Source organism: Pseudomonas sp. P4_B3 (assembly GCF_056402295.1).
Genome location: NZ_JBFUHR010000004.1, coordinates 207,599 through 231,120, shown reverse-complemented (window position 1 = coordinate 231,120; position 23,522 = coordinate 207,599). Strand labels below are relative to the sequence as shown.

23 protein-coding genes are annotated in these 23,522 nt (G+C 55.9%); 6 read left to right on the top strand and 17 right to left on the bottom strand.

Annotation, left to right across the window (positions count from 1 at the left end; genetic code table 11):
• Positions 1-97: 97 nt before the first annotated feature.
• The gene (locus tag AC1DWG_RS06490) at positions 98-1,153 is read right to left on the bottom strand and encodes a tartrate dehydrogenase (protein WP_223616315.1); all 1,056 of its coding nucleotides are present in this window, start codon (positions 1,151-1,153) and stop codon (positions 98-100) included.
• Between the two features lie 136 nt (positions 1,154-1,289).
• On the opposite strand from AC1DWG_RS06490, the gene AC1DWG_RS06485 reads away from it, so the two are divergent.
• Positions 1,290-2,213 carry a LysR substrate-binding domain-containing protein gene (locus AC1DWG_RS06485; protein WP_477764986.1) on the top strand — a complete coding sequence of 308 codons (924 nt, stop codon included), beginning with the start codon at positions 1,290-1,292 and terminating at the stop codon, positions 2,211-2,213.
• Positions 2,214-2,296: 83 nt separating this feature from the next.
• Here AC1DWG_RS06485 and AC1DWG_RS06480 read toward each other — a convergent pair whose 3' ends face one another.
• The 4 genes from AC1DWG_RS06480 to AC1DWG_RS06465 form a co-directional block, all read right to left on the bottom strand.
• Positions 2,297-3,058, bottom strand: coding sequence for an NADPH-dependent F420 reductase (locus tag AC1DWG_RS06480; protein ID WP_477787511.1), 762 nt, complete (start codon positions 3,056-3,058; stop codon positions 2,297-2,299).
• 108 nt (positions 3,059-3,166) lie between these two features.
• On the bottom strand, positions 3,167-3,883 hold the full coding sequence (locus tag AC1DWG_RS06475; protein WP_477760518.1) for a nitroreductase: 717 nt from the start codon (positions 3,881-3,883) through the stop codon (positions 3,167-3,169).
• A 30-nt stretch (positions 3,884-3,913) separates the two neighbouring features.
• Positions 3,914-4,345 (bottom strand): MarR family winged helix-turn-helix transcriptional regulator, encoded by a 432-nt coding sequence (locus AC1DWG_RS06470; protein ID WP_477756653.1) that lies wholly within the window; start codon positions 4,343-4,345, stop codon positions 3,914-3,916.
• A 467-nt stretch (positions 4,346-4,812) separates the two neighbouring features.
• Positions 4,813-5,571 (bottom strand): SDR family oxidoreductase, encoded by a 759-nt coding sequence (locus AC1DWG_RS06465; protein ID WP_477764989.1) that lies wholly within the window; start codon positions 5,569-5,571, stop codon positions 4,813-4,815.
• Between the two features lie 100 nt (positions 5,572-5,671).
• On the opposite strand from AC1DWG_RS06465, the gene AC1DWG_RS06460 reads away from it, so the two are divergent.
• The 3 genes from AC1DWG_RS06460 to AC1DWG_RS06450 all read left to right on the top strand — a co-directional run bounded on the left by AC1DWG_RS06460 (position 5,672) and on the right by AC1DWG_RS06450 (position 7,671).
• Positions 5,672-6,265, top strand: coding sequence for a TetR/AcrR family transcriptional regulator (locus tag AC1DWG_RS06460; RefSeq protein WP_477764990.1), 594 nt, complete (start codon positions 5,672-5,674; stop codon positions 6,263-6,265).
• 319 nt (positions 6,266-6,584) lie between these two features.
• Positions 6,585-7,115: a cysteine hydrolase family protein gene (locus AC1DWG_RS06455; protein ID WP_477760519.1), complete on the top strand. Its 531-nt coding sequence runs from the start codon at positions 6,585-6,587 to the stop codon at positions 7,113-7,115.
• A 319-nt stretch (positions 7,116-7,434) separates the two neighbouring features.
• On the top strand, positions 7,435-7,671 hold the full coding sequence (locus tag AC1DWG_RS06450; RefSeq protein WP_477757065.1) for a DUF1059 domain-containing protein: 237 nt from the start codon (positions 7,435-7,437) through the stop codon (positions 7,669-7,671).
• A 416-nt stretch (positions 7,672-8,087) separates the two neighbouring features.
• On the opposite strand, the gene AC1DWG_RS06445 is transcribed toward AC1DWG_RS06450, so the two are convergent.
• From AC1DWG_RS06445 to AC1DWG_RS06425, 5 genes are all read right to left on the bottom strand, one after another.
• The gene (locus tag AC1DWG_RS06445; RefSeq protein ID WP_477787510.1) at positions 8,088-8,804 is read right to left on the bottom strand and encodes a class I SAM-dependent methyltransferase; all 717 of its coding nucleotides are present in this window, start codon (positions 8,802-8,804) and stop codon (positions 8,088-8,090) included.
• A 32-nt stretch (positions 8,805-8,836) separates the two neighbouring features.
• A complete protein-coding gene (locus AC1DWG_RS06440) occupies positions 8,837-9,268 on the bottom strand; it encodes a hypothetical protein (RefSeq protein ID WP_477764991.1) in 432 nt (143 codons plus the stop codon).
• 26 nt (positions 9,269-9,294) lie between these two features.
• Positions 9,295-10,167 carry an isocitrate lyase/PEP mutase family protein gene (locus tag AC1DWG_RS06435; protein WP_477760523.1) on the bottom strand — a complete coding sequence of 291 codons (873 nt, stop codon included), beginning with the start codon at positions 10,165-10,167 and terminating at the stop codon, positions 9,295-9,297.
• A gap of 124 nt (positions 10,168-10,291) precedes the next feature.
• Positions 10,292-11,599: a C4-dicarboxylate transporter DctA gene (gene dctA / locus AC1DWG_RS06430; protein WP_477764992.1), complete on the bottom strand. Its 1,308-nt coding sequence runs from the start codon at positions 11,597-11,599 to the stop codon at positions 10,292-10,294.
• Between the two features lie 102 nt (positions 11,600-11,701).
• Positions 11,702-12,871 (bottom strand): mandelate racemase/muconate lactonizing enzyme family protein, encoded by a 1,170-nt coding sequence (locus AC1DWG_RS06425; RefSeq protein ID WP_477755766.1) that lies wholly within the window; start codon positions 12,869-12,871, stop codon positions 11,702-11,704.
• 99 nt (positions 12,872-12,970) lie between these two features.
• Between AC1DWG_RS06425 and AC1DWG_RS06420 the strand changes: the two genes are divergently transcribed.
• Positions 12,971-13,846 (top strand): LysR family transcriptional regulator, encoded by an 876-nt coding sequence (locus AC1DWG_RS06420; RefSeq protein ID WP_477764993.1) that lies wholly within the window; start codon positions 12,971-12,973, stop codon positions 13,844-13,846.
• Positions 13,847-13,993: 147 nt separating this feature from the next.
• Here the strand turns inward: AC1DWG_RS06420 and AC1DWG_RS06415 are convergent, their stop codons facing one another.
• On the bottom strand, positions 13,994-15,406 hold the full coding sequence (locus tag AC1DWG_RS06415) for an aldehyde dehydrogenase family protein (protein WP_477787509.1): 1,413 nt from the start codon (positions 15,404-15,406) through the stop codon (positions 13,994-13,996).
• A gap of 4 nt (positions 15,407-15,410) precedes the next feature.
• Positions 15,411-16,460, bottom strand: a complete 1,050-nt coding sequence (locus tag AC1DWG_RS06410; RefSeq protein WP_477787508.1) for a homoserine dehydrogenase — start codon at positions 16,458-16,460, stop codon at positions 15,411-15,413.
• 582 nt (positions 16,461-17,042) lie between these two features.
• On the opposite strand from AC1DWG_RS06410, the gene AC1DWG_RS06405 reads away from it, so the two are divergent.
• Positions 17,043-17,354 (top strand): DUF6124 family protein, encoded by a 312-nt coding sequence (locus AC1DWG_RS06405; protein WP_477764996.1) that lies wholly within the window; start codon positions 17,043-17,045, stop codon positions 17,352-17,354.
• Positions 17,355-17,579: 225 nt separating this feature from the next.
• Here AC1DWG_RS06405 and AC1DWG_RS06400 read toward each other — a convergent pair whose 3' ends face one another.
• The 5 genes from AC1DWG_RS06400 to AC1DWG_RS06380 all read right to left on the bottom strand — a co-directional run bounded on the left by AC1DWG_RS06400 (position 17,580) and on the right by AC1DWG_RS06380 (position 23,245).
• A complete protein-coding gene (locus AC1DWG_RS06400) occupies positions 17,580-18,017 on the bottom strand; it encodes an Lrp/AsnC family transcriptional regulator (protein ID WP_008003746.1) in 438 nt (145 codons plus the stop codon).
• 22 nt (positions 18,018-18,039) lie between these two features.
• Entirely contained in the window at positions 18,040-19,419 is a 1,380-nt protein-coding gene (thrC, locus tag AC1DWG_RS06395; protein WP_477787507.1) for a threonine synthase, read from the bottom strand.
• Positions 19,420-19,435: 16 nt separating this feature from the next.
• Complete coding sequence (locus AC1DWG_RS06390) at positions 19,436-20,326, bottom strand: LysR substrate-binding domain-containing protein (RefSeq protein ID WP_150655576.1); 891 nt, start codon at positions 20,324-20,326, stop codon at positions 19,436-19,438.
• Positions 20,327-20,386: 60 nt separating this feature from the next.
• The gene (locus tag AC1DWG_RS06385) at positions 20,387-21,817 is read right to left on the bottom strand and encodes an amino acid permease (protein WP_477755514.1); all 1,431 of its coding nucleotides are present in this window, start codon (positions 21,815-21,817) and stop codon (positions 20,387-20,389) included.
• A 150-nt stretch (positions 21,818-21,967) separates the two neighbouring features.
• Complete coding sequence (locus AC1DWG_RS06380; RefSeq protein ID WP_477764998.1) at positions 21,968-23,245, bottom strand: cystathionine gamma-synthase family protein; 1,278 nt, start codon at positions 23,243-23,245, stop codon at positions 21,968-21,970.
• Positions 23,246-23,522 lie beyond the last annotated feature (277 nt).

Here is a 23,522-nt window from a genome sequence, read left to right as displayed (position 1 = left end):
TGATTTTTTATTGTTGTCAGGAAATGCCAAGGAGTCAGATCCAGCGATCTGCCCCTTGGAGTTGTGCCGCAGTACTACTTTGAATCGCTGGAAAATATCAGCGGTTGATCAATGCGATGACCGCATCCGTGATCTGGCGGGTGGTGGCTGTACCACCCAAATCAGGGGTATGCACACCGCTTTCGGTCACCGCTTCGATGGCTGACATCAGCTGTTTCGCCGCAGCGGCTTCGCCCAGGTGTTCGAGCATCATCGCCGCCGTCCAGAACGTAGCAATCGGGTTGGCCACACCTTTGCCGGTGATGTCGAAAGCCGAGCCGTGGATCGGTTCGAACATCGAGGGGAATTTGCGCGACGGGTTCAGGTTGGCGGTCGGTGCGATGCCCAGGCTGCCGGATAACGCGGCTGCCAGATCGGACAGAATGTCAGCGTGCAGGTTGGTGGCGACGATCACATCCAGCGTGGAGGGTTTGAGCACCATGCGCGTAGTCACCGCGTCGACCAGTTCCTTGTCAATTTTGACGTCCGGGAAATCCTTGGCCACTTCGTAGAAAATTTCGTCCCACAACACCATGCCATGACGTTGGGCGTTGGACTTGGTGACCATGGTCAGGTGTTTGCGTGGGCGGCTTTGCGCCAGTTCGAAGGCAAAGCGGTGAATACGTTCCACCCCGGCACGGGTGAATACCGACACTTCAGTGGCAACCTCTTCCGGCAGTCCCCGGTGCACACGACCGCCGTTGCCGGAGTACTCACCTTCGGAGTTTTCCCGCACCACCACCCAGTCGATCTGGTCACCATTGAGCAGCGGGCTTTTCACCCCAGGCAGCACGCGAGCCGGACGCACGTTGGCATACTGATCGAAGCCCTGGCAGATCGGCAGGCGCAAGCCCCACAGGGAAATGTGATCCGGTACGTTGAGTGCTCCCACGGCACCAAAAAAAATCGCGTCGAAGGTTTTCAGTTCTTCCAGACCCCCTTCAGGAATGTAGTAACCGTTTTTCAGGTAGTTATCCGAGTTCCAGTCGAAATGTTTGAAGTCCAGGTCGAAGCCAGATTTTTTCGACAGGGCTTGCAGCACCTCGACGCCAGCGGCGATCACTTCAACACCGATGCCATCACCTGGTACCGCTGCAATTTTGTATGCGCTCATGGTCAACTCCACTCTCGTAACGTTCTTGTTTTGCCTGTCGAACGGGCTGTTCAATCAGGGTGTGAGCGGAGTATATGTAGTGAACAAATAGGTGTGAGTTACTCAAAATCACTATATAAATAACTTTGAGTTACGAATGAACCCAACCTTGGATTTGTCATTTTTTTACCTTCTGGCCAACAAAGGCAGCCTCGCCGCGACCGCGCGAGAGCTGGGCATCACGCCACCGGCGGTGAGCAAGCGTCTCACCGTGCTGGAGGCTCGATTGGGCATCCGCCTGGTGAATCGCACCACGCGCTCAATGAGTCTGACCTCAGAAGGTGAACTGCTTTTTTCCCATGCCGCCCGGATCCTGACGCAGATCGATGAGGTCGAGCAGTTGATCAACAGCAGTCGGGCTACACCTAAAGGTCTGATCCGGGTCAACGCGTCGCTGGGCTTTGGCCGTCGTTACATCGGCCCGGCCCTCGGCGCGTTCTTCGCGCAGTACCCGGAGGTGGAAATACAGCTGGAAATCAGCGATCACCCGCTGGATCTGGCGACCCACGGTTTCGATCTGGGAATCCGTTTCGGCACCCTGCCCGACGCGGCATTCCACGCGCGCAAGATCGCCTCTAACCGTCGCCTGTTATGCGCCTCACCGCTCTACCTGGAAAAACACGGCGTGCCGCAACGCCTCACGGATTTACAGCTACACAACTGCATCTTTCTGCGGCAAAACGAAACGCCTTACGGGGTGTGGAGTTTTACTCACGGTGGGCGTACACAAAACATCAAAGTCCGTGGTGCATTGGGCTGCAATGACGGTGAGGTGGCCCTGAATTGGGCGTTGGAAGGCCACGGAATTCTGCTGCGAGCAGAATGGGATATCGCCCGCTATGTGCGCAGTGGCCGCTTGCGATTAGTGCTGGAAGACCAGACACCAACCCGCGCCGATGTTTTCGCGGTTTACCCGCAACAGTTACACCTGTCGGCGCGAGTGCGCAGCCTGATCGACTTTCTGGTTGAGCGCTTCAAGCACATCGATCACCTGGATGAAGCGGAATCCATGCATGACTGAATCGCGTTTGACGGCATCCACTTCAGTTATATCTATTGAGGGGTAGCTGGCGCTGAGATTGAGCGATTGATAAAACTGCGTGATCAGGCCGTCATTGCACGATTCGTGGCAACAATTTGCTCATGTGTAAACTGACTGCCGGGAGCCATGAACCTGGCGATCAGTGCGTCGCGGTTTTGTGGCGCCCGTGCCTTGTCTGCCGCGTACAGCGCCAATTTCAGCTCCGGCAATGTCAACTCGGTACAGTAAGCAGGTGTACCTGGTTGCTGACGCCACGAATCTTCAAGGTTGCCAGCGGCAAGCGCGATAAAGCCCGTATCCTCAACAAGATCCTGCGCGATTGCCTCAGCGGTGGTGTCCCCCCCAGCTACAGGTAGGGCTATACGCGTTGAAGACCCGGCTGGTTGGCCTTTATCGGCAAGGGTAGCTGCGAGGACGGCATTCCATGCCTTAACGACCGGGCGGCCAATCTGCTCACTTACCCAAACGCTCTCGGGCTTGCCGTCGTCCACTTCTTTGATCGCCCCGTCTCGTCCCGGATAGTAATTGGATGTGTCAATGACGACGACCTTCTCGGGAATACTACTCAACGTTTGCCGAAGATCCGGGTACTTCGCGAAGGGGATCGAGAGAATAACGGCATCCACATCGGACACAGCATCTTCCTTGGTCACCGCGTGTACACCGATTTCGTTGGCAAGGTTCTGAATGCTCTGAGGGCTCTTCGAGTTTGCCAGTTTGACTTCATGGCCGCACGCAGCGAGCTTACGGGCAAGGGTAGCCCCAATGTTGCCGGCGCCGATAATTCCGATTTTCATTTCAATAACCTCCTCACCTACAAACAATATTCAAGTTACTGCTTGGCTGGGTGTGCGAATGAATCAAGTGTGTCGCGAAGCCCCCGCGATCTGAGGTGTGCACGCATGTCGCCTGACTCAGGAAAATACGACTCTTCAAGAATGAAAGGTAACGCTGTCGGTAACCGGCACACGATCCATATGCATGCGGTTGCCTGGAGCGCTCTCGTTCGGGTAGCCGAATGACATCCCAAACAGCATTTTCATTTCTTCAGAAATGCCTAGCGCCTCTCGGATCGTAGCTGCATAGAAACCAAGCGAGGTTTGCGGAATGCCGCCTAACCCTCGGGCAGCAAGCGACAGCAGGAAAGTCTGGCCATACATGCCAATGTCGCCAGCAGTTCGAACATTGTCACCAAACACCGGCATGAATAAAAAAACGGCCTGGGGGGCGTTGAAAAAGGACAAATTCAAGGCTGCCGCTCGCCGCCGCCCCTCCTTGTCTTCGCGCATAACGTTCATAGCCTCGTAGTAGGCTTTGCCCTGTGCATTCTTGCGATCTCCATAGGGGCCGTAAAAAGCACCCATATCGAACGAAAAGTCTGGGGTGAATTCGCCTGCAGTATTTTTCGCGTGGAGAATTTGCGAAAGCTCTTTCAATTTCTGGCCACGAACAACATGAACATCCCACGGCTGGGTGTTGCAGTTGGAGGGAGCGCACTGGGCATCCTTCAACACCTCTTGAATGATCTGGTCGGGCACAGGGGTGTCTAAAAACCCACGAAAAGACCGCCGTGTACGGGCCGTCTTCTGAAATTGCAGGGTGTCATCCAGCGCTGTATCAGCATCGAACCTAGCCATTGAAGTGGTCATGATTTCCTCTTTGAGCACGTGTAAAAACGTTCAGTCGGTTGCCGGATGGCCGAGCGCATCGAGTGTTTGACGAAGCTCATCGATACCCCGCTCATCGAGCTGGCAAGCTGACTTGATTTTGCTAGTGATTCCCCGAATGTCGGCTTCCAACATGCGGCTATCAGGCGTCAGGTCGATCATCACGCGGCGCTCGTCGGCGGGATCCCGTGTGCGAGTGACGAGCCCGGCAGCCTCAAGCCGTTTCAGCAATGGCGTTATGGTTCCAGCGTCCATCGCCAAGCGGGTTCCAAGAGCACCCACAGAAAGTGGCGAGCCGTTTAAAAGCTCCAGGATGACCAGGTACTGCGGGAAGGTTAGGCCCAACGGTTCCAGATAAGGTTTGTGCAATCGCACCACCCGATTTGCCGCCGCATAAAGTGAAAAAGACAGCTGGGTACCCACCCGTTTCCGATTCGAGCTCATTAGATAGTTCGCTATTGTATAGTGCACTATATATTCCAGCTAGAAATGCCTACTGTCAACCGATGCCGTCTGCCCTCGACGAATGGCCAATCTGGCCAAGTAGACTCTGCCTTACAGCCCCTGTGATTTGAGGCGGGCGCCGGGTCATGCGGCAGCGAGTCGGTCATCACATTTTTAAGTAATTTATCCGGTTGCCACCTATGCGCAAGCAACTGATCAATCCCACTCGCCCGCTGCGTCGCCGCCCGCTTTCCGCTCCGTAGCGATCCATCGAAGAGTCACCTATTCCTTCCAGGCGACGAGGTGCCGCGACAGCGCCGGCCAGCGTTTCAGGCTCTAATAGAGTGCTCTGCTGGTAGCCAAACCCTCAGGCACGAGATTGCGCAGCGCAATCATCCAGGGGCTCGAGGCAGGCAGAAGCAATCTGCCTGCCTGGACGGCATAAGGTGATACCCACACGGTAAACGTCATTCTGCCGGTGGTTTGTATCCTGCAAGCATTTTCAGCACCTCATCATGTGAACCGCTCGCTTCAGCAAACCGTAATGGCTTGGCGCGCTCGACGACGAGTTCGCGTGGGGTTGGAGAGATCTCGAGCAGTTCGAAGATTTCATCCAAAAACGCCTCCAAGGGCATGGCGTGTTCGTCGTTTTCCTGCCCAAGCAACGTGGTACGTACCCCCGGCGGCGCAAGTTCGATAACCTCAACTGACGAGGCTTCCAGCTGAACTCGAAGACTTTGAGTGAACGAATGAACTGCGGCTTTGGTTGCGCTGTAGGTCGGTGTTGCAGGCAGCGGAACGAATGCCAACGCTGAACTGACGTTCATGATCGTGGCGCTGGGCTGTTTGATCAGCTGGGGAGTAAATGCATACACCATGCGAATCGTGCCAAGTAAGTTCGTTGTCACGATATCTTCGGCAGTGCTCAGGTTTTCCGGATCAGTCAGATCCTCCCAATGCATGATGCCTGCGTTGTTTATGAGAACGTTCAGATTCGGGTGGCTGATCGCCAGCGCTTCGCTGTTGCGCTGGATGGATTGTGGATCGCAGACGTCCAGCAACACTGATTCAAGACCCGGATGTTCCGACACGATCTTGTCGAGCAGAGACTTGCGACGTCCCGCGATGATTACTTTGTTGCCCGCCTTGTGAAGCCTGAGTGCCAGACCAAGGCCGATGCCTGAGGTGCCGCCAGTAACCAGAATCGTGTTGCCAGTGCCGTTCATAGTAAACTCCAGAAACGATGTGTAAGCGGACAATTGTCCACTTTCAAAACGTACCGGACAACTGTCCGCTTAGCAATAGAATGAAGGGAAAACTTTGCTCATGCCTGACGAGTTGGTGATGCGTTCTGACGCCAGGAAAAACCGGGAACGGATACTGGAGGTCGCGGTGGTAGAGCTGACTAGCGATCCTGCGGTTCCGCTGAGTACGATTGCGAAGAAGGCTGGGGTAGGACAGGGAACGTTTTATCGCCACTTCCCTACCAGAGAGAACCTGGTATTCGAGGTCTATCAATTCGAAATGCAGCAAGTGGCCTCGTTGGCGGAATATCTGCTCGCGACAAAACCACCTAAGGAGGCCCTTCGAGAATGGATGGACTGCCTCGCTGAATATGCAATGACAAAGGCGGGACTCGCGACAGCGATACGACAAGCAGCGTCTATTTACGAATTCCCGGGGAAGTCGGGATACGCGCCAGTCCAGACAGCAGCCGAGTCGCTTTTGAGGGCTAATGAAAAGGCCGGAACGATTCGTAGCGGGATTACTAACGACGACTTTTTTCTAGCCATTGCCGGAATATGGCAAATAGATTCCCAGAGCGAATGGCGCTCACGTCTCGCCAGATTGATGAACCTGGTGATGGATGGTCTATGCGCTGGCAGCCCCGAAAGCCTGAAGAAGAACGTGCAGCATTAAAATCAGGTACCGCGTTAAACGGCTACAGGAACGCTTGCTTCGTGGCCATGACCGGCAGAGAAGCCAATAGCGGACGTTGCTGCCCCATGAAATCACTTTCATTCTCGGGATGTTCACTTGCACGGCCGGCGCCCCAAAGATATGGTCAACGCCATGACTAAGCCATGCATCAAATCGACCACAACTTTCACGACCGCTCGAGGCGGGTCGTGAGAGGTTGTGCGAGTTGAAACAATGCATAACCCCCAAAGACCCGCCAGCAATGACCGGGTCTTTTTTTTGCCCCGGCGTTTCTGGCTCAAACGTAAGGAAACGCACAATGTACGCACTCTTGATCCTCGACATGCAGGTAGGACTCGTTCACGGCCCGGATAAACCTTGGGGCAGTGAATCTCTGGTCGACACGTTAAATCGCCTGATGAGCAAGGCCCGGGAAATGGGCGCGCCCATATTTCTCGCCCGCCATTTGGGCCCAGCCGGGTCGCCGATAGAACGTGGTAGCCCGCTGACCGAGTTTGTCCAGGAATTGGATTTGAGAGGTGACGAAGTGATATTTGAAAAATATCGACCCAACGCGTTTACCCAGACCGATCTGGCTGCTCAACTACGCCTGCGTAACTGCGATGGCATCGTCGTTACAGGAATGAAAACTCAATACTGTGTAGATAGTACTTGCCGGGCTGCCCGCGATTGTGGATTCGATGCTGTGCTGATCGCCGATGGACATACTTGCTCTGACACCCCTTCACTCGAAGCAAAGGCCATCATTGCCCACCACAATGCGACGTTGGCAGGGCCATTCTGCCGAGTCGTCCAAGCCGAGGACTGGAGTTTCCAAGCCCTCGCCTGATCGACTCTGTCCAGGGTCGATTGCAGCCCTTCACTACAGGCAGCAATCGGCCATGTGAAGTCATTAGTAGTTGCCACGTAACCAGCATAAAAAGGGACAGAGCACGATTTCAGGTAAATGCCGAGCCATCGTGATCTGTTCCCTGTTTCCGCGCGGCCGTTTTCCATGTCTGGCACAACTACCCTGACATCGGTGGGCCTATACTTTAACGATCGGCACACTCGATGTGGCATGCAGTCGTGTTTGATGTATGGGAGACGCGTCGAGCGATCGTTCACGCAGGCCACGGCCTGCCTTCGTCGTAGAGAGGAAAACATTCATGGCGCGTAAATACATCGACTGCCGCGAGTTTCCGAGCGATTCCCACTGCTCAATCGCACTGTCCGCAGACTCTGAAAACGAACTGCTCGAGGCCGCCGCGCAGCATGCGGTCAGTGTTCACAAGCACACCGACTCACCAGAACTGCGTGCTCAACTGAAGACGATGTTTCACGACGGAACCCCGCCTGTTGAAGCACCGCGTCCTGCTTGGCACCCAGGGGTTTCAGAGGAGTGAATGTCATCGATAAGCACCTATCAGGCTCATTTCGATGAGTTGCGCAGGCCTGAGGGTAGTTTTTTATGCCTGGCACAATCTGAATGACAAAGGAGATCCCCAAGGAGCTGCCGATGGCTGCTCCTTGGGGGGCTTTGGAGAGCTTGTTTAATGTGACTGCGTGTTCATTCAAGCTAAGCTCAAGCTGATTCGACAGACTGCTATCGGCCGATACTGTTGAAAAAGTCGGCCCGCCCAAATGGCCTGAATATTGAGTGGTGAAAACGCCTTTTTTACACGCTGCTACGTGAAATCCGAGCCCGGAAGCCTCTGCCCAAAAGTAAAGATTTCAATCTCAGGCGCGTATTTTTCTGCCGTGGAAACCATGGCCGACTTTTTCAACAGAATCGGCCAATAGCTGCCTGTCGCGTCCAGCTTCAAACCATTTTGAACGTCAACCAAGCCCCCCAGAACAAGCTGCTGAAGAAACGTGTGGCGTCCCCGAATCCCGCGTCGTTTAACAGTTTTTGAACCGCCGCCTCAGAATGTGGCGGATCAGCGCCCTGGAGGATTTTCCCCAGTTTGGCCTTCACTTCATCCGGGCTGGCTCCTTGCTGCCGCCACCGCTGGCCCCAAGCAGCCAGCAATAGCGGTTGGCTGGCATAGGCGTACTGATTTCCTGCGACAATCAGCGGCGCACCCGGCTTCAGATGAGCCCGAATGGAATGCAGAAGTTGGCGCTTGGCATCATCACCCTCGAGATGATGCAGGACGCCGATCAAAGTGGCTGCGTCGTAGGACTGGTCTGCTACCAGATCTTCAATATGTCCAAGATGCATGTCCGTTCTTTCAAGCAAGTCGTTCGTCTTTAACTGGTGCTTCGCAGCCGCCAGCATTGGCTCGGATGGATCAACGGCAGTGAAGCGCCAACTGGGCTCCAAGGTTGCCATTGCAATGATTTCCTGCGCCGTCCCACCAGCGCCAACTACCAGTATCTTCGCCGAGCCTGTAGTGCTGAGGCTTGCCGCCAGCATGCATGCAGCAAGATCGTGACAGGCGTCATACCCTGCTAATGCAATACGGCTCTGTCGTTCGTACTCATTGGCCCGTGTGGTATCAAATTTTTCAGCTTGGTTGAGAGGTAATGATTTCAAGGCGGTTCTCCATGTCCTTGAATCAAGTTAGGTCATAAACAGCGATAATAAAAATTCATTATCTTTATGTATTGCATTCCTGAAAGGAATACAACCTCTATGAGACAAAGACCGGGAGTCTTGCGGAGCACCAACACATTCAAGGAGAGTTCAGCCGTGGTTTCGTTCAAGACATCCGGCGTGTTGGTCAACATGATCCCTCGGCCATTGAGAAAGCTGAGGTCATAGTTGTCGTAGCCAACCGATATGCTCGAGATGATCTCAAGGTTTTCAGCCGAAGCCAGCTCAGCTTCACCCAGACGACGATTGCCGCCGATCAGTCCGTGGGCGCTGGAAATGGCAGCTTCGAACTGGGCATCCATGTCACCAAGCTCGGGACTCATGATGATGACGTTGTATTTATCTTTATAAGGTTCAAGCAGGCTGGGTGAGACGCGGCTGAAGGCCAGGATGGTCTTTTTCATGATGCTTTATTTCGCCTGTTTCAAGCTCAATTCGAATCGTGTTCTGACTTCAAGTAGGTCTTCGCCCACTCACGGTAATTATCCGAGAGCGTGTATTTTGAAAGCAGCTCAGGGAGGGAAAGCTCGCGCCCCTCCATACCGCTTTGTTCGCGTAGCGCCTCGTAGGACGCTTTGATTGCGGACAAATAGGGGGCATGCCCATTGACCACAACTCGCACATTGGCTGCGCTCAGCTTCTGAACATCGCTCAGTGCAGGGTTTCCATAATTAATCAGCATGATTGGCACGCAAAGATGCGAGGTGAGCGCCTCCAAGTGTTGGAAATCCTTTACTCCGACAAGGCAAATCGCATCGGCCCCAGCCTTTTGATAGGCCGTAGTGCGTGCGATGGAATCTTCCAAAGTGGAAACGGCTACATTCGTACGGGCGATGATGCTGAGGGCATCATCTGACCGGGCAAATCGCGCAGCGTAAATCTTGCTTGCGGCCTCTTCCATTTCGATAAGCACGTGCGCTTGCTCGTCGTATTTGGCCGGCAGGTGAGTATCTTCTAGCGTAAGAGCGGCAACACCGGCCTTCTGCAACTCGGTGACCGTTCGCATTACATTGAGCGCGTTGCCGAACCCATGATCAGCGTCTCCAATGATTGGGATTTGGCTGGCCCGTCCGACCCTGGAAACTTGCTCCGCATATTCATCAAGAGTGAGCAACGAGATATCCGGGGCACCGAGCACTTGAAGCGAGGCGACGGATCCACCCTGGATGGCGACCTCAAAGCCAAGGTCAGAGGCCATTCGAACCGAGATCGGATCGAACACTGATGCGGCAAATTTACAGACTGTTCCATGAAGTAAATCACCGAACGCCTTGCGTAGTTCGTGATGGGATCGCTCAATCATTTTTTCGGCTCCATCGCAATTCAACTGAGAACTTCGCTTGAATGGTTCTATGTGAACGAGGCATCGAATAGCTACCGGTCATTGCGCCCTATCCGAAGAGGAATGACCGGGTAAGCGATGTTGATTACTTTTGCGTTGCTAACGCTCTACGCTCCGCCTTTGCGTTTTTCATCGCGGCAATTTCACGCTCACAGGCTTCTACATCGAACGAGTTGTCCCACTTGGCAATGGCGATGGTGCCGATACCGTTGCCAATCAGGTTGGTAACAGCTCGCGCTTCATTGAGGAACCGGTCGATGCCCAAAAGCAGTACAAGGCCTACCAACGGAATGGAGTGGATGGTTGTAAGCGTTGCCGCGAGTGTTATGAACCCGGCACCCGCCACGCCAGCCGAGCCTTTCGAGGTCAGCAGGAAAACACCCAACAGAATCATCTGATCCATAAACGTCAGCGGCGTATTGGTTGCCTGTGCGATAAAAATCGCCGCCATGGTGAGGTAAATGCAGGTGCCATCCGCATTGAAGGTGTATCCAGTTGGCAGCACCATGCCCACCACCGACTTCTTGCAGCCCAGCTTTTCAAGTTTCACCATCATTCGCGGAAGCACAGCCTCAGTCGAGCAGGTTCCGAGCGTGATGAGGATCTCGTCCTTGAAGTACCGGAGAAACTGTAACAAAGGCATTCCTGACCATCGAGCAACCGTTCCAAGCACCACCACAATGAAGATCAGGGTGGTGACGTAGAGCGCAATCAGCAACTGGCCGAGCGACAGTAGCGTACCGATCCCGTACTTGCCGATAGTGAAAGCCATACCGGCACCGGCACCAATTGGAGCCAGCCGCATGACCATTGCCACGATTTTGAACAGCCCTTGCAGGAACAGGTCGATCGTATTGATCAGCGGTTTGCTGGTTTCACCCATTTGAACCAGGGCAACACCCATCAAGACCGAAAGCAGGATGACCTGGAGCATGACGCCATTCGAGAACGCACCGATAAAAGTTTGCGGGATGATGTTCATGAAAAAATCGACGGTGCCACCCTGCTCACTGGCAGCTTGGCTGTACTTGGCGATAGCACTGCCATCCAGTGCGTCAACATTGATGTTCATCCCTACGCCTGGCTTTACGACGTTAACCACAATAAGGCCGATGACCAGGGCGATGGTTGAAAGAATCTCGAAGTAGAGCAGCGATTTAACGCCAATTCTCCCTACCTCTTTGATGCTGCCCATCTTGGCGATACCGACAACCACGGTGCCAAAAATAATAGGGGCCAACAGCATTTTGATGAGTCTGATAAAGCCGTCTGCAAAAGGTTGAAGCCTGGCTCCGAATTGCGGTTCAAAGTGACCAATTGCTGCACCGATTACAATACCGATCAGCACCTGCACATACAGTTGGCTGTACCAGCGGGTCTTGGAGATTTCCACGGAAGCACCTCATTTTATTTTTGTGATGGGCATGTGGCGTGACGTCAGTGGGTGACGCCTGATAACTGCGGCCTCTTGAAAAAGGCCGCAGTTCAAGGGCTATTAGCCTTCGCCCAACTCACGCATCACTGCGTACAAGGCTGACTTGGCTTCGAAGCCGACACCTGGAATATCCGGCAGACCGACATAGCCGTTCTCCACCCGAATCCCGTCAGCGAACCCGCCGAAAGGCTGGAACACATCCGGGTACGATTCGTTACCGCCCAGGTGTAGACCCGCTGCGATGTTCAGGGACATCTGGTGACCACCATGCGGAACTACGCGGCGGGAAGACCAACCCATTTCTTCCATCACCTTCAGGGTGCGCATGTACTCCACGAGTCCGTAAGACAGGGCGCAGTCGAACTGGAGGTAATCGCGATCAGGGCGCATACCACCGTGGCGTAGCAGGTTACGAGCATCCTGATGGGAGAACAGGTTTTCACCAGTCGCCATGGGCAGTTCATAGTGGTTTGCAAGCTCGGCCTGCAGTTCATAGTCCAGCGGATCGCCAACTTCTTCGTACCAGAAGAGGTTGTACTTTTTGATGGCTTCCGCGTACGCAATACCTGTTTTCAAATCGAAACGGCCATTGGCATCGACCGCCAGGCGACGCCCGTCCCCTACTACTTCAAGCACCGCTTCGATGCGACGAATATCTTCGTCCAGTGGCACCGCACCAATCTTCATCTTGACGACGTCGTAGCCACGATCCAGATAGCTCTGCATCTCAGCCTTGAGCTTGGTCTGATCTTTGCCCGGGTAGTAGTAGCCGCCCGCCGCGTAGACCCAGACCTTGTCATCTGCCACGCCGTCACGATAACGGTCGGCCAGCAGGCGATACAGAGGCTTGCCTTCAATCTTGGCAACGGCATCCCATACAGCCATATCAATGGTGCCGACAGCGACTGAGCGTTCGCCGTGGCCACCTGGCTTTTCGTTGGTCATCAGGGCTTTCCAGATGGCAAACGGATCCAGGTTGTTGTTCTCGTGGTCGATGAGAGTATCTGGATCAGCTTCCGTGATACGCGCCAGGAAGCGATCACGCATCAGAGCGCCTTGTCCATAGCGACCATTGGAGTTGAAACCGTAACCGATGACAGGTTTACCATCGCGAATCACATCCGTGACAACAGCGACAACCGAGCAGGTCATTTTCGAAAAATCGATGTAGGCATTGGCGATTGGAGAAGCGATGGAGACAGTTTTTTCACGGATGTCTACGATACGCATGACGGGTTCCTCTTGTTGTTGGTGACCCCACGTTATGCTTTGCGATGACACCCGCCCAATGCTATTAATGCCGCGCCCTATGCACAGGAGGCATTGCCCTTGGAACTCGTCTGGCTTGAAGATTTTTCAGCGCTTGCGGAATACGGCAGCTTTGTTCGTGCCGCTGAAGCGCGCCACGTCACTCAGCCGGCCTTCAGCCGCAGAGTCCGTTCACTGGAGAATTGGATGGGCGTGGAGTTGTTTGTGCGAACGCCTCAGGGCGCAACGCTGACCGAGGCTGGAAGGCAGATTTTGCCCAGTGCTCAGGAGGCTGCACGACGCTTGTACAGGATGCGCACAGAGGCACAGGAGGTGGCTGGGATGGCCGCCAAAACGCTGCAATTCGCAGCCACTCACTCCCTGTCATTCACCTTCTTTCCGAGATGGCTGAGAAGTACGGAAAATGGCGCCCCGATAGATGCTGTACGACTGCACTCAGATAGCATGGCTGTCTGTGAGCAGATGCTGATTCACGGCCAGGTTCAGTTCCTGCTTTGCCATCGCCATCCCGACGTCCCCCCCTTGCTAGCCCCTGATCAGTTCATTGGGAAGAAAGTTGGAGAGGATGTACTCGTGCCATTGGCGAGTGCCTCTGCCAATTTTGGTACCTCACCAGAAACACTGCCCTACTTGGCATACACCCACGAATCGGGTCTAGGCCGCATCGTCGCTCACCGACTCCACGGCAAGGAAGACTACCTTAACCTCAAGCCTCTTTTTAGTAGCCACCTTGCAGCAGTGCTGATGTCCATGGCCTTGGAAAGCAAGGGTGTCGCGTGGTTACCCAAAAGCCTGACAGAACAGGAAATGGCTGACGGTCGGCTTGTCAGGGCGCTCGACGAAAGCTGGGATATTCCCTTGGAGATTCATCTCACGCGTCCCACAGCCCCAATCAGCCCATCTGCCGAAGAATTCTGGGCCAAGCTGGGCGGCTAGATCCATTTGGCCGCCTCCAGTTTTCATTTACCAATGGCGTTCCGGGGCCGAAGAAACTCCAATACGTCACGATTCGTGAAGTGTTTGATCACTGAATCGCCATTGTTTGAAGCCAGTAACCTGATTTCGCTCGTGGCCGCGAATCGACTAACCCAACGTGTTAAGGCACACCACCTTGGGTTGGGTCATTTCCTCGTAGGCAAAACGTACGCCTTCCCGGCCCAGGCTACCGTACTTGGAACCGCCAAACGGCATCGCATCGAAGCGGTAGTCGGAAGAGTCGTTGATCATCACTCCCCCGGCTTCGATTCTCCGTGCGGCGCTCATCGCGGTTGCCAGATCATTGGTGAAGATCCCGGCATGCAGGCTGTATTCGGGCTCATTGGCCAACGCGATGGCTTCATCGAAACTCTCGAAGCACTGCAGTACCACCACCGGAGCGAAGACTTCATTGCGCCAGAGTCGACTGGCGTGATCGACGTTTTCCAACACGGTGGCGGCGTAGCACGATCCTTCACGCCGATGGCCGCAGAGCAACGTGGCGCCCTCTTGCAAGGCCTCGTTCACCACTTGTTCGGCATTCTGCGCGGCTTGCGCAGTAATCATGGGGCCGATATCGGTAACGGCCAGCAATGGATCGCCGACCACAAGCGCACGGGCCTGGCTGACGAATTGCTCTCGGAACGCGTCATAAATCGACGCCTGAATCAGCAAGCGCTGAGTGCCTACGCAGTTCTGCCCCGCTGCCCAAAAGGCTCCGGACACGCAACTCTCGACAGCGGCCTCAAGGTTGCAGTCGCCCATGACGATTACCGGCGCATTGCCGCCCAGGTCCATGGCGAGTTTCTTCAACCCGGCCGTGCGGGCAATCTGCTCTGCGGTGACGAAACCGCCGGTGAAGGAAATCATCCGCACCTCACGGGCGGCGACCAACGCCTTGCCCAGCTCCGCGCCACCGGTGGCGACTGTGACCACTGATTCAGGCAAGCCTGCTGCGACCAGATAAGACACCAGTTTAATGGCCGACAATGGCGCGAGCTCGGAGGGTTTGAGAATCACCGCGTTACCGCCCGCAATGGCCGGACCGAGTTTATGCGCCACCAGGTTCAACGGATCGTTGTACGGCGTGATCGCAACGATCAGACCCAGAGGTTCACGGGAAAACCAGCCCTGACGAGATTCGGAACCTTCATAAGCGTCGAAAGGCACCACCTCCCCGGCATTGCGCCTGGCCTCCTCGGCCGACAGCTTGAGGGTGTTGACGCAACGCTTGACCTCCTTTTCCGCCTGTTTGAGGGTCTTCCCGGCCTCGTCGACGATCAGCCTGGCAAACACACCGGCATCACGTTCGATGTCGATTGCGGCTTGCTCAAGAATGCGAGCCCGACGATGACGCGCTAACGCCGCGCACGCTCGTGCACCACTGCGCCCGGTCTCCAACAACTGCGGAACTTGCGACGCACAGACATTCGTTACGCTACCGATGACGGAACCGTCATAGGCGTTAAAGACTTCAATGGGCGACTCCACGATATCCAGAACCAGGCGCGATAATTTCACAGTCTTACTCCTGGTTGCGTGCAATGGATTGATGGATGCTGACGATGTCCGAGAGCAGCGCAAACGCTGTTTCCGTACGCCCGGCTCCCGGCCCCGAAACCGTTACCGCACCGAGCAGTTGCGAGGTAAACGACACCGCGTTGGTTGCGCCGCCAACACTGGCCAGCGGATGATCGTTGTGCAACAGCCGCGGTTCGACACTGGCACTGATCGAGCCGTCGGCATGGCGCATCGCCGACCCGATCAGCTTCCAGCGAGCGCCGTCCTGCCGGGCTTTTTCGATGTCGCCAAGGCTCAGGGACGAAATGCCGCTGCACGTGACGTCGCTGACCGTCAGCTTCGCGTCCAGCAGTTCATTCGCCAGGATCACCACCTTGAGGCGTACGTCATGACCCTCGACATCCGCTGTCGGATCGGCTTCGGCGTAACCCAGCTCCTGAGCCTTGCTGACGGCCTCGGCAAACCCCAGGCCGCCTTCCATGCTGGTCAGCACGAAGTTGGACGTGCCGTTCAGAATTCCTTCAAAACCGACTATGGAGCTGCCGGCCAGCGCCTGCCTGGCCAGGCGAATAACCGGCGTGCCGCTCATGACCGAGCCTTCGTATTCAAAGGCGACATGCTTGCGTCGAGCCAGCGCCTTGAGCTCCGCGCCGTGCAAGGCGATGGGGCCCTTGTTGGTGGTGACGACATGCTGGCCGCCCTCCAGCGCCCAACGGCAGAACGACGTCGCCGGTTCACCGTCCACCGGGTTGGTGAAGGTGGCTTCAACAATAATGTCCGCGCCGGAGTCCTTGATCACCGCTTCATTGAGGGCTGTGACGTCGCCACCCGACAGTTGCGCCAATGCACCTTTGACTGCCGGCAATTGGGCGAGCGCATTGGCATCCAACCCTTCGCGGCCAATCACCGAACCGAGAAACAAGTCGGTCACACCGACGATTTTCAGGGTGAAACCCAGTTCTGTTTTCCACTGTTCGTTACGTTCGGCAATCAGCTGAGCCAATGCCCGGTTAACACCACCAAAGCCAACCAGCGCCAATTTGTATTCAGTCATTTTGTTATGCCCTTGATCCGGGTGATGGGTTGTTGGGCACTAGGTTAGGGCTGGGCCCAGGGCAGTGAAATAGGCCAATTTGCTCTATTTTATGGGCGTTTTGACCAGTGCCGGGACAAAGCTTCAGAATCGGGTAGGAGGCGGATTTACATCCGCCTACTCGATCCGCACCAATCTTGACCACTACATCCCACAGATTTTGTGGACAGCTTCAGCCACCGACTTGGCCTTTGAACAGTGCCTGTTTAACGCCTGTCAGTGTTACTCGATGAAAGCTACAACGCCTTGCGTCGTTGCCTACAGGTACGCCAGAATCCGCCGGCTTGTGCGCCTTGGAAGCCATCGGTAACTTGGCCCGCGTCACTGATTCCCAGTGATCGGGTTTAGCAGCCCGTGGTATTTGAAGATCGTACGAGTGTCCGTCAGGCAGGTATTCCATACCTGCATTTGATGGTGGCTGTGCGTAGGGCGCCCTTGGGCGCGCCGGCTTTCTTCTTTTCCCCGGTCTGCTAACCTGCGTACAGCCGCCACCCCTCGTTTAGCAGCGACGGCGTGGCTGCACTACAACAGGAAAAGAAAATCATGTTCAAGGTCACACCCAATCCCCCGAACAATGAACCGGCAATATCTTCCGAACGCATCCCCTCTGCCGCCGACTTACAGGCCACTCCCCGCAAACTCTGCAGCATGTTCATCGTCAATCCGCAACTCGATACCGAAACCCTGTTGGCTCACGCCTGCGAGTCGCTGGCCTCGGCCAATGTCATGACGATGGATCTGGCGGACCGGACGCAGGGATCGAGTCGAAATACGCTGTTGGGCATCGCGCAAGTCATCACGCTGGGCGAACTGGCGGTGAACCACGCGCTGGACCGGGTCGATCCGCCTGAGTAGAAGATCAAAAGATCGTCCGAACGCGGCCCGAGCCTGCGGCAGCTCCTACATGGGTCCTCTACAACCGTCATTTTGCGCGTGTACGCAAAACCCGTAGGAGCTGCCGCAGGCTGCGATCCTTTGACTTTTAATGCCTGCGCAACCACTCGATAAACAGCGCAAATGCTCGCGATGCACGCAAAAAAAAGCCAACACACGTTGGCTTTTAGCGGTACGAAAAATGGGCTATACGACAGACGACAGCACAAAGGAGGTCACGGTATTTTCCACCCCGGGCAACGCGGCAATTTCAGTCCAGACCTTGTGCACCCGCTGCGGACTCGCAGCGCCCACCCGCAGCATCAGGTCGAATTCACCGCTCATGACATCGCACTGGATGACTTCCGGAATGGCCCGCAGCGCTTGCAGCACTTCCGCACCCCGCATCCGGTCGTAGCGGTAAACGAAAATCACCGCGTTGATGTTCGAAGTGGCTTGTCGCCCCTCCCCCGTGCGTACCGTATATCCCTGTATTACCCCGTCGCGTTCAAGTCTTTCTATACGTTGGCGCACCGCATTGCGTGACAGATTGACCTTGGCTGCCAGCTCGGCGTGTGCAGCCCTGGCATTGAGCTGTAGCTCCGCGATGATGTGTTCATCGAGGGGGTCCAGAATTCGCTTCACTTGGCCTCCTGTTGCCGCGCCTTCACAGCGCGCTGAGCAGCTCATGGATGGTGTCGAGATCGTCCGGTTGAATCCGGTAAACCTGCGCCTGTCCTTGCGTCGCGACCTCAGGTTGCGATCCCGCCACACTGATGCCCAACTGGCCAAGCAGTGCCGCCGACTTGACCGGTGAGATTTCCCCCAGGGTCACCATGGGCGCCACCAGGCTTCGCCGATACAACCGGGCGGCCAGCACACCAGTGGCTGTATGCGGGTCGATGACGTATCCCGTGTCACGATACAGCGAGGTGATTTCCGTCAGCGTCTGCTCATCACTGACCGCATAGGAGTCGATGATCATCCGCGCCTGCAACCAGAACTCGTTGGCGATGACCATCTCGCCGCTGGACTCGAACCCCTCCATCAGGGCACACATCGCCTGGTCGTCACGCCCGTAGAGCTCCCAGAGAAACCGTTCCAGATTGGAAAAGATCGACAGGTCCATGGCAGGCGAAAGCGTCTTGTTGGCTCGTGACCTGCTGTAGTGGTTCTTCTGAAACAACTGATGCAACGCGTCATTCTGGTTGGTCGCAACAATCATCTGGGTGATCGGCAGGCCCATTTTTTGCGCGATGTAGCCTGCGTACACCTCGGCAAAACTCGCCGCCGGCACACTGAAACCGATCGGACGTTGACCACCCCCCAGTTGCAACACGGCGTGGAAATAAAACACCAGTTGCGCCAACACACTGACCCAGTTACTCGAGTTGAAACTGATCGCCTCGTGCTGCGCATACGGCCATTGTCGGAACAGCCGGGTGACGATGGTCTGGCAATCGTCGAAGCTGCCATTCACCGCAAACTGATGAACCCTTGGGTGCGCCGCTGCTCGCAGATGCTGGAGTTGGTCCAGGGGTACTCCCTTCTCTGGGTAAAACACCACCACGGGGGTGTCCTCACAGTGCTTGAACGCCTCGATGGCCGCCAGCCCGGTATCGCCGTTGGTGGCACCGATCACCACCCCGCGGCGCCCGCGCTTGTGCAGAAAATACGGCACCAGCCGCGCCTGCAACTGCGCGGCAAAATCCTTCGAGGAGCGAGTCGGCCCGTGGAACAGTTCCAGCACCCACTCGTTACGATCGACCTGATGCAAAGGCGCCAGGGAACGATGGCTGAATTGACTGCCAGCCTCTTTGAGCAGGCGCTTGAGGTCTGTCTCGGGGATCGCCTCGCCCACAAACGGACTGATCACCCTGTAGGCCAGTTCGTCATAGGGCAAGGTCGACCAGTTGGCGATATCCTGCGATTCAAACAGCGGCAGTTCGAGCGGTACGAACAGCCCACCGTCCTCGGCAATGCCAGACAATACGACCTGTTCGAAGTCGACCTGCACGGCCGAATTTCGGGTACTCACATAACGCATGGTTGGCTCCGGCCATTCATTTGAAACGATGTGCCTGCTCGACCAGCCAGGTGGAAAACATCACCGCGTCGGGGTGCTGCTCGGCCCCGGAACCGCGCACAAGGTAAAAAGACTCGCTGGCTTCGATACGCTGGGTAAAGGGTTCGACCAATCGTCCATCCTGAAGCATCTCCTCCACCATCGAGGACCGCGCCAGGGCGATCCCCTGCCCTAACTCGGCCATGCGCAAAGTGGAGATCAATGTGTCGAACTGCATGCCGGTCGAGAAATCGACAGTGTCCGCACCGACCATGTTCAACCAGTAACCCCAACCCTCTTCGTAGCCCAGAACATGCAACAGCGAATGGTGCGACACGTCCGCAGGTACCGTCAGCGGCGACCTTGCCATCAGGTCCGGCGAGCAGACCGGGAACAACGTGTCCCAGGTCAGGCGCTGCGACACCAGGCCGGGCCATTGACCGTGGCCCCAGCGAATCTCCATGTCATCCTCCCCGTCCAGTTCCTTGACCCAGATATTGCTGATGTAGCGGATATCGACATGCGGATGCGCCTGGCTGAACCCTGCCAGCTTGGGCGCCAGCCAATGCACGAAGAACGCCAGGCTGCCACGCACCTTGATCGGCCGACGTTTGTGCTGACCAAAAATTTCGTTGGTCCCCACTGCCAGTCGCGTGATCGCATCCTGCACCACCGGCAGATACGCCTGGCCTTCCTCGGTCAGTCCCAAGCCACGGGGCAAGCGCTTGAACAAAGCCACTCCAAGATGGCTTTCCAGTTGGCGGATTTGCTGACTGACTGCCCCCTGGGTCAAAAACAGTTCTTCGGCAGCATGGGTGAAGTTCAAACAGCGGGCAGACACCTCGAATGCCCGCAGCCAGTTCAATGGGGGTAGCGTCTTTTGCTTCATGGCTTGAACCTCTTGGACGCCCCCTCCACCGAGCACGCTTGCCCATCCCGTCGACGCTGACTAGAACGCGTCGGACGGTTGTGCCAAGGGGGCAACCGACAAGCGTCGCTCGCGGCTTTTGCGGGTAATGTAATACACGAAATAGCACCAGGCGATGAAAGGCAAACCGAAGTACAACGCCACTCGCTGCTCCGGATCGAACGCAATCCCGACACACGCCAGACTGCAGCAGACCAGCGCTCCCAGCGGCACCCATGGATAACCCCGGACACGGAACTTCAAGTCGCGGATGTCACCGCCGTTGGCCACATAGTGACGGCGAAAAGCAATCTGGCTCGCAGCGATGCTCATCCAGACCACCACGACCGCCAATCCGGAGATCGACACCAGCGCCAGATAGATGGTGTCGGCGGCAAACACGCTACTGAGCAACGAGGCAGCCCCACCCGCCATGCTGACGATAATGGCGTTGAGCGGCGTACCCATGCGAGTCAGGGCCGAGAACCGCTTGGGCAGGTGACCCTGGTCACTCAGCGTCCAGAGCATCCGTGACGCGGCATACAAACCGGAGTTGGCGGCCGACAGCAAGGCACTGATGATCACGAAGTTCATGATGTCTGCCGAATATGGAATCCCGATGTAGGTAAATACAGTGACGAATGGACTCTCTACCAGGCCGGCCTGCTCTCGAGGCAATAGCGTCGCCAGGACGAAAATGGTCCCCACGAAAAAGATCGCCAGGCGCAGCACCGTCGTACGAATGGCACGCGGCACGTTGCGCTGCGGGTCCTTGGTTTCCCCAGCGGCAATACCGATCAACTCAGTGCCGGAGAACGCAAAAGACACCGCCAGTAACGTCATTGCTATCGGCATGACTCCGGTAGGAAAAAGTCCTTCGCGAGTGAAGTTGCTCAGCCCGATACTGTGGCCCTGATCGATGTGCAGCAGACCGAGAATCGCGCCACCGCCAATCATCAGAAACACGATGACGGTCACCACTTTAACCAGAGACAACCAGAACTCGGTCTCAGCGAACAGGCGCACCGAAATCACATTGGTCAGAAACACCAAGCCCGCAAATAGCGCACTCCAGATCCATACCGGTGTATCCGGGAACCAACGCGCCATCAAGATACCGGCGGCGGTGAATTCAGAACCGATGGCCACCGTCCAGGTCAGCCAATACAGCCAAGCCACGGTATAGCCGGTACCAGGCCCGAGAAAACGGGTGGCGTACGTACTGAATGAACCGGTTTCCGGCATCTGTACCGCCAGTTCGCCCAGGCACATCATCACCATGTACACCATGAGTGCGCCGATGATGTAAGCGATCACCGCGCCCAAGGGACCGGCCTGGTTAACCGTGTACCCGGACGTGAGAAACAGTCCGGTACCGATGACGCCGCCCAATGCCAACATGACAATATGCCGTGTTTGCATTTCCTGTTTAAAACCGGAACGCGAATGAAGTTGTTCTTCTTTTATGGACATGGTTGTTCTCATGAAAGTTATTAGGGCTCGAATTAACGTCTGCGATGACTGACTGGGCAGAGAAAAAACAGATCGCCACTAAGTTTTATTATTATTCCACTTCATGAACGCCCCACTCACATCCTTGCAGTGAGGTTTAACGCTAACGCTTCAGTTTGCAACTTCGGCGCAACTTTCATTGATTGAAAGCTGCGTGTTTGCTTGTGCGGGTCCGTTGCCCGCCTCCCTGACAAATGCGAACGCCTGTTTCAGGTCGTCGAGCAGATCGTCGGTGTCTTCAATGCCGACAGAGATCCGCACCAGCCCTTCGGAAATACCCAGGGCCAGGCGTTCCTCCAGCGTGTTCTCGACATGGCTGGTGGTGCGGGCCGGACCGTAGATGGTTTCCACCGCACCGAGATTGCCCGCGCAGTGGGCGAATTGCAGTCGCGGCAAGAGCACCTTGACCGTGTCCATGCCGCCCACCACGACAAAACTGACGATTGCACCGAAACCGGACATTTGCGCGCACGCCACCGCATGATTCGGATGGCCGGGCAAGCCGGGATAATTGACCGACTCCACCAACGGTTCGACGCAAAGATACTCTGCCAGAGCACGGGCACTGCGTTGCTGCTGACGCATGCGCAGCACCAACGTTTTCATGCCGCGAATGATCATGTAGGCGGAGAACGGGTCGAGCGCCGCACCGTTGATTTCCCGGTAATGACGCACCTTGGCCATCAGTGATTCACTACCGCACACCAGGCCGCCAAGCACGTCGCCGTGGCCGCTGAGAAACTTGGTGGCACTGTGAATGACCACGTCCACACCCAGCGCCAGCGGGTTCTGATTCAATGGCGTGGCGAAGGTGTTATCCGCCACCACAATGGCACCGACGCGCTTGGCCGCAGCCACCAGACGCTCGATATCGAGTATTTTCAGCGTCGGGTTGGTCGGTGTTTCCAGATACACCAACTGGCAACCTTTGGCGATTTCGCATTCGATTTCTTCGTGATCGAACGTCTCGCACAATGTCACGTTCACACCGGTGCGCGGCAGGAACTCTTCGAAAATCTTGTTGGTGCCGCCATAGCTGTCCTTGGTCGACACCACCCGATCGCCATGGGCCAGGAAGGTGTAAAGCACACTGCTGATCGCCGCCATCCCGCTGCTGAACGCCACGGCAGATTCGGCCTGCTCCAACTCGCGAATCTTTGCCTCGAGGGTCTCGACTGTCGGGTTGCTCATGCGGCTGTAAATAAAGCCGGGCGCCTTGCCCAACGCAACGTCGTACCAGACATCGATGTCGTCATAACCATAGGCGGCACTGACCACGATGGGCGTTTGAGTGGCGTTGTAGGGATGCCTGACCTGCTCCCCGCCCCACACTGCACGGGTTCCCGCACCCGCATTAACAAACCCTGCGCTGCCTGGTTTTTTATTCATAAAGACTACTCGCACTGAGGGTGGCGAATGTTGAGTCACTCACCGGATCTGGCGGCCAATATAGTGAAAAGCAGCGCCGCCGAGAAACGATGTTATCGGTGCCAAAGGGCTGCTTTTTTTAATGGCTGTGATTGCGCAGATTCAGGTCAGTTGCGGCAGCGAAACGATCTCTTTCAGGAGCGACATCGGCATTCAATACTCCGATAACGTGAGTTTTCCTTGATCGCGCGCGGCTGCCAAAACCTCGGCATCAACGGCGAGTGCAAAGTTTTCCCGT

Coding starts and splice junctions, on each gene's coding strand:
- AC1DWG_RS06490 (WP_223616315.1), bottom strand. CDS start 1,153: ATGAGCGCATACAAAATTGCAGCGGTACCAGGTGATGGCATCGGTGTT.
- AC1DWG_RS06485 (WP_477764986.1), top strand. CDS start 1,290: ATGAACCCAACCTTGGATTTGTCATTTTTTTACCTTCTGGCCAACAAA.
- AC1DWG_RS06475 (WP_477760518.1), bottom strand. CDS start 3,883: ATGACCACTTCAATGGCTAGGTTCGATGCTGATACAGCGCTGGATGAC.
- AC1DWG_RS06470 (WP_477756653.1), bottom strand. CDS start 4,345: ATGAGCTCGAATCGGAAACGGGTGGGTACCCAGCTGTCTTTTTCACTT.
- AC1DWG_RS06465 (WP_477764989.1), bottom strand. CDS start 5,571: ATGAACGGCACTGGCAACACGATTCTGGTTACTGGCGGCACCTCAGGC.
- AC1DWG_RS06460 (WP_477764990.1), top strand. CDS start 5,672: ATGCCTGACGAGTTGGTGATGCGTTCTGACGCCAGGAAAAACCGGGAA.
- AC1DWG_RS06455 (WP_477760519.1), top strand. CDS start 6,585: ATGTACGCACTCTTGATCCTCGACATGCAGGTAGGACTCGTTCACGGC.
- AC1DWG_RS06450 (WP_477757065.1), top strand. CDS start 7,435: ATGGCGCGTAAATACATCGACTGCCGCGAGTTTCCGAGCGATTCCCAC.
- AC1DWG_RS06440 (WP_477764991.1), bottom strand. CDS start 9,268: ATGAAAAAGACCATCCTGGCCTTCAGCCGCGTCTCACCCAGCCTGCTT.
- AC1DWG_RS06435 (WP_477760523.1), bottom strand. CDS start 10,167: ATGATTGAGCGATCCCATCACGAACTACGCAAGGCGTTCGGTGATTTA.
- AC1DWG_RS06425 (WP_477755766.1), bottom strand. CDS start 12,871: ATGCGTATCGTAGACATCCGTGAAAAAACTGTCTCCATCGCTTCTCCA.
- AC1DWG_RS06410 (WP_477787508.1), bottom strand. CDS start 16,460: ATGACTGAATACAAATTGGCGCTGGTTGGCTTTGGTGGTGTTAACCGG.
- AC1DWG_RS06405 (WP_477764996.1), top strand. CDS start 17,043: ATGTTCAAGGTCACACCCAATCCCCCGAACAATGAACCGGCAATATCT.
- thrC (WP_477787507.1), bottom strand. CDS start 19,419: ATGCGTTATGTGAGTACCCGAAATTCGGCCGTGCAGGTCGACTTCGAA.
- AC1DWG_RS06390 (WP_150655576.1), bottom strand. CDS start 20,326: ATGAAGCAAAAGACGCTACCCCCATTGAACTGGCTGCGGGCATTCGAG.
- AC1DWG_RS06385 (WP_477755514.1), bottom strand. CDS start 21,817: ATGTCCATAAAAGAAGAACAACTTCATTCGCGTTCCGGTTTTAAACAG.
- AC1DWG_RS06380 (WP_477764998.1), bottom strand. CDS start 23,245: ATGAATAAAAAACCAGGCAGCGCAGGGTTTGTTAATGCGGGTGCGGGA.